The organism is Deltaproteobacteria bacterium (genome assembly GCA_028818775.1).
Lineage (GTDB): Bacteria > Desulfobacterota > Binatia > UBA9968 > JAJDTQ01 > JAJDTQ01.
In genome coordinates this window covers 1-5736 of sequence record JAPPNE010000188.1, presented here as the reverse complement: position 1 = coordinate 5736, position 5736 = coordinate 1, and the positions used below count along the sequence as shown (strand labels likewise).

Here is a 5736-nt window from a genome sequence, read left to right as displayed (position 1 = left end):
TGATATCCATTTAAATTATTGATTTTTATGGCATAATTTTTTTAGCGTGATATTCAGGCACGACACGTCGAGGAACCTCGATCCGGCGCTGCACACCCACTCGGTGATTGCCAACATGGTGCAGGGCGCTGACGGGAAGTGGCGCACCATGGCGAACGAGAGTCTTTACGCCTCGAAGATGCTGCTCGGCGCCATGTACCGGGGCGAACTCGCCAGGGAGTTGGCGAAGCTCGGCTACTCCATCGAGAAGACCCATTCCGACGGGCGGTTCGAGATCGCGGGGGTGTCCCGAGACACCGTCGAGGCGTTCTCGACCCGGCGCGCCGAGATCGAGGCGGCGATGGAGGGCCGAGGCCTCGGCGGCACGGCCGGGAACCAGCACCTCGCTCGGCGCGCGGCGCTGATGACGCGGGCCCACAAGCGCGAGGTGGACAAGGACGTGCTGCGCGGGACCTGGGCGAAACACGCCGCCGAACTGGGTTTCGACGCTAGGTCCCTGGTTGCCGTGGCGATGGAACGGAGTCTGGACGGGGCTGGGCAGGAACGCGACTGGGCAAGGGAAACCGGCAAGGACGCGGCGCCGCGGCAGGCGGACCTGTTCGAGCATGCCACGCGGACGGACCCCGCGCGCGAGGCGGCGGTCTGGGCGCTGGTTCATCTGGCGGAACGCGACGCCGTGTTCTCGAACACGGATCTGCTCGGCGCCGCCCTCGCCTACAGTCCGGGCGCGGCGTCGGTCGGGGCCATCGAGCGGGCAGTTGACGAACTCAAGCGCGAGGGTCGCCTGCACGATGCTCCGGCGCTGGAATGCGGCGGTCTCACCACCGATCACGCGGTGGCCGGGGAACGGGAGACGATCGCGCTGATGCGGAGCGGCGCGGGCCGGGGCAAGGCGCCGATGCGGGGCTGGATGGTCGACCGCAGTCTTCGCAGGGGGCCGCTTACGGCCGGGCAGAAACAGGCGGTGCGGCTGATCCTGTCGGAGAAGGACCGCACGGTCGGGGTGCAGGGCTACGCCGGGACCGGCAAGACCCGGATGCTCCACCGCACCAGGGCGCTCGCGGAGAGGAAGGGCTGGCGCATGGTGGGGCTCGCGCCTTCCGCTTCGGCGGTGCAGACGCTGGCCCGTGAGTCCGGCATCGAGAGCGAAACCCTGCAACGGTTCCTCGCGCGAAACGCCGGAGTCGCCGAGGGCCGGTTGACGAAGAGGGGTGCGAGGGAGATGCGCGCGGCGTTCGCCAGAACGGTGCTGGTAGTGGACGAGGGCTCGCTGGCTTCCACCGTCCAGGCAAGGGATCTGTTGAGAATCGCGAGCGAACTGCGCATTCCCAAGCTGGTGCTGGTCGGCGACGCGAAGCAGCTCGATGCCGTGGATGCCGGAAAACCCTTCGCGCAACTCCAGCAGGCGGGCATGAAAACCGCCGTGATGGACGAGATCATGCGCCAGCGCGAACCCGGCCTGAAAGCCGCCGTGGAGGCTAGCCTCAAGGGCGAGATCGGCAAGGCGTTCGAGAAGCTCGGCTCCAACGTGGCCGAGGTAAACCCCGACAACCTAGCGGGCGCGGTCGCCGCCCGCTGGCTCAGACTCTCCCCGGAGGAACGCGAGCGCACCGGGGTGATGGCCCCGAGCCACGAACTGCGCGAGGGGATCAACGCCCATATCCGCGAGCGCCTGGTCCGCGAGAAACGGATCGCGGGTCCCGCCCTGCATGCGCAACGGCTGGTCTCGAAGGGCTACACCAACGCGGAGAAGGCGCTTGCATCCAACTACGCTCCCGGCGACGTGGTGGCCTTCCACCGCCCGTACAAACGCCTGGGGATCGACAAGGGCGATGAACGGCGGGTTGCGGGCGTCGATCACCGAAGGCGGATCGTCAATCTCGAAGGCCCGGAAGGGGCGACCGTCGCCTGGAAGCCGTCGCAGATCGGTGGACGGAGGGGCGGGACCGAGGTCTATCGGACCGAACCCATCGACCTTCGCGCTGGCGACCGCATCCGCTGGACGCGCAACCATGCGGGTCTCGGGCTCGTGAACAGCGCCACGGCCGAGGTTTCAGGAGTCGGAAACGGGCGGGTTTCCTTCCGCCTCGAGGACGGGCGCCGCCTCGAGCTCGACGGCCATGACCCGCAGCTTCGCCATCTCGATCACGCATGGGCATCGACCGTGCACGCGTTTCAGGGGCGCACGGTGGACAACGTGATCGCCGCGATGGAGGCGAACCATCCTCACCTGACCACGGCCAAGTCCTTCTATGTGGAGATCTCACGGGCGCGGGACAGGGCGGAGCTGGTCACCGACGATGCCGCTGCGCTCAGAGAACGGCTTGGGGCGGTGACGGGGGAGCGCATCTCGGCCCTCGAAGGGATCGGCGAAACCGCCCGGCGCGAGATCGGCCGCGAGGCGTCGCTCGACCGGGAGCGGTTGGACCGGGAGACAGATGCGCCGTCCGACCCGGACAAGAGCATCGAGTCCGGGCTCCCGGCCGGCAAGCCAGCGGAGCCTGAACCGCCGGCGCGCGAGAAGCGGATCGAGATGGACATGGAATTGTGACGCAGCGGGTTACACATCTCCGGGATGCGTATGGAAGTCGCCGGAGCGGGCCTGCGACGGCGATGTAAAGGAGGCAGGAGTTGAACAGGAGCCTATCCGACGATCACGGGACGACGGGCGCGGAAGCCAAACGGTGGCCTCACTCGATCCGGTTTCTCGAACACGAATGGGAGCGCATCGCGGTCTTTGCCGAGGCGCGCGGTTTCACGGCCCCGGAGTTCGTCCGGTTCGCCGCGCTCACTGCGGTCGCGGACGAGGGCAATTCCGCGGCAAGGCTAGCCCCGCTCATCGAGAGGACGTTCCGCGCCACCTATATTCTGGCGACGAGACTGCGTAACGAGATGCTCGACGCGGGCGAGCAGGAAGAGTTGGAAGAGATGATCGCCGCGGCCCGCGGGTTGCAGGACGAGCTTCTCAACGGCGCTTCGGACTGATCGCCGCGGGGCACCGGTCCCTGTTGTTGAATCCAGACGAGGGCGTTGGTGTGCAGACTGGCGGCACGCGAATGCGGTTCGGGAACACGGACCACCATTCTAGTGCCCGGGTTCAAGGTTGTTCCGTGCCTCGATCAGCCTGCGCTCGAGGTCTCCAAGCGTCCTTTCGTTCCATCTGCGCATCTCCAGCATGGCTCGCCGGATGGCTTCCGGGGTGAAATCCTCCAGCCAGTTCTGGTGAGTCCTGTAGATGTCAGGTTGGTGCGGAAGCATCTTCTCGTGCGCGGAGAGCGCTTCGGGATACCGGGATGCGAGCCGCCGCAACACCCGGTCGGTGTAGTACTGGGCCAGTCCCTCCGCGACCGCCGCTTCCAGCCTTGCAAACTTGACGGCGGACCATCTTCGGCCTTCGATGTCGGCGCCCAGTTGCGTATACGCGTGCGAAAGCTCGTGAGCGAGGACGACGATGGTTAAGTCCTCAACCTTGCAGCCGAGCCACTCCGATACGAGTCCGATGACAGCCCAGTACAGCCGGATCGTCGCCCGGTTGACCACACGGTCGTCGTACGACGGACCGGACGCGTCGTACTCGTAGACACCGAGGATGTCTTCGTCAACGGAAAACACGGTCCCAAGGGGGTCTTGCTGGTCGAGCGCCGTCAACAGGGCCTGTGCCCAATAGAAAACTGCCTGGAGATCGGAAGCATCCGCAGACATCCATCGATCCGGGTCCGGTCTCTCGGACAGCTCTTCCCTCAACCTCAGTAGCCTTGACGTGCCGTCGCGGGTCGCTTCAAGGGCCGCCCTGTAGCGGGCAAGAAGCATGACGGTTTCGATTTCGTCAGGAAACGTGATTCCCTGGAGCGAGACTGGATACGCGGGATCTATCTGTACGGGGACTTGGGCTCCCGGATGTCTCGCTTCGGACTCTTCTGCCGTTCGAAACAGAAGTCGGCATTCTGCCCTTAGCGCCTCCTGCAGGATCGGGCGCATCCGGTCTCTCGTGCTGCGTACACGTTGCTCTACCGATTGCGGGACGCGCTCAATGAGATAGGCAAGCCTGATGGTCATCGTGACGCTCGACGTTACGTATTCGGTTACCGGAAGTCGGACGGTTGGAAATAACTCGTGTCTCCACCGAGAGCTCAGGTTTCAGGGAAGACGCACGCGCGGAGGCGGCGGAACTCTCCCGTGCCGGATCGACATTGTGGTCGATCATGGCAAACCCGATTGAGGGAAATTACGGACAATGCTTGACAGGAATGCACAGCAACGGGGCGATCAAAGTCCATTATAACTCTTTGCGACAGGGCAAGACCGATTGCAACAACCATTGGCCCGTAAGCGTACCAGTGTACGTAGGGGTCCGAATGCAGGCCGGCCGAATGCATGACTTACTCGGTGCTCTTGATCATTTACAGCACCGGGGTCGCCTTCTTCTGGTAGGACTCACGTGCTTTTCGAGACTTCTATTGGCGGGGTGACCCATAACGCTGGATTCCCGAAGCAACCTTCCCTGCTGTTTTCAAGCCTGACAACTGTTGTGCCCAGCGTTGCCAACCGCTTATCGAAGGTCACCAGTTGCTCGTTCAGGGTTGTAAGCCGCCGCGTCAAGAGTCAGCCGTCTGTCATGGAAGACTGCCCTTTCGGCGGCGCCCGGGGGACGGGAATGGAGTCTCGAACCGAGGTCCATGGCGACGGTGTCAAACTGGTGGCCATGGTTTGCGAGAGCATCTCTGCGAGCAATCTGGCGGTTCTCCAAGGAACTTGGACGGTTCCCTGGAGAACCGCGTGCAGAAAAATGTCAACCTTTTCACCACGATAGCCGCGGTTCTCCGGAGCATACACTCGGGTCCGGCAAGAGCCTGACGGGGCATGTCATTGAAACGCCGAATGGTGTATGACAGGCGCGCGTCTGGACTACCGGAGCAGCGAGCTGCGTCCGGTGTGAAAACCAAAGCCGCGGCACGCGGTCAGGAACGACAAACCCGAGGTATGAGCGAAGGGGAATCGACGCGGGTGAGGCACGCAGGAGGGAGCCGCCACGGCGATTGAGTGGCGGACAGTGCGGGAGGTGATGAAGGCAGTCGTGCGAAGCACGCTGCCGGAGGCTCTTGCAGAGGCGGTGACACTGGAATGGACAGTACAGGATGGCGAAGTGCAGAAGCCGGTGAAGGCGAAGGCTTCACCGGGTGACGCGAACGCGGAGGAGCGATGCCGAAGACGAGCGCAGCGAGGCGGACGGCGTGAGCGGGGCGATGTCGCCGGAGGCGACGAGCCGAGCGGATGTCGGCACGTTGTCGCGAGGCAAGGAGTTGAAGACTGACGCGCGGACGAGGTCGGCGCGTCGACGATCGTCGTCGTCATCGGCAGCACCGGGGCCGGACGGGGTGATGCGTGGAGTGCTGACGGTGCTGACAGAGCCGATGGCGGAGGTGCGAAGTGCAGCGCCGGAGGCTTGGGCAGTGGCGCCCGCAGTGGCGCAGACACCGGTGCACGGCGAAGTGCGGAAGCCAGCGACGGGCGAAGCGCGCGCCGACGAGGTGAAAGCGGAACCGGGTGTGCTCACGACGAGCGCAGCGAGGCGGACGGCATGAGTGGAGCGATGCCGCCGGAGGCGGCGAGCCGAGAGGGTGTAGGGACGTGGCGAGGTTTCCGCGAGGCAATGGGTTGAAGGACGGACCGGCCCCAAGGCGGGGGAGGCCCACGTCGCCGAGTGGCGCAGGGGAGGCGCGAAGCGGGTCCTCGGCG

3 protein-coding genes are annotated in these 5736 nt (G+C 64.9%); 2 read left to right on the top strand and 1 reads right to left on the bottom strand.

Annotated elements, in window-relative coordinates; genetic code table 11:
• The first annotated feature begins 46 nt into the window (after positions 1 to 46).
• A complete protein-coding gene (locus OXU42_19155; protein ID MDE0031504.1) occupies positions 47 to 2551 on the top strand; it encodes an AAA family ATPase in 2505 nt (834 codons plus the stop codon).
• An 80-nt stretch (positions 2552 to 2631) separates the two neighbouring features.
• Positions 2632 to 2985 (top strand): hypothetical protein, encoded by a 354-nt coding sequence (locus OXU42_19150; GenBank protein MDE0031503.1) that lies wholly within the window; start codon positions 2632 to 2634, stop codon positions 2983 to 2985.
• 99 nt (positions 2986 to 3084) lie between these two features.
• Here the strand turns inward: OXU42_19150 and OXU42_19145 are convergent, their stop codons facing one another.
• Positions 3085 to 3978 (bottom strand): hypothetical protein, encoded by an 894-nt coding sequence (locus tag OXU42_19145; protein ID MDE0031502.1) that lies wholly within the window; start codon positions 3976 to 3978, stop codon positions 3085 to 3087.
• Positions 3979 to 5736: the final 1758 nt, after the last annotated feature.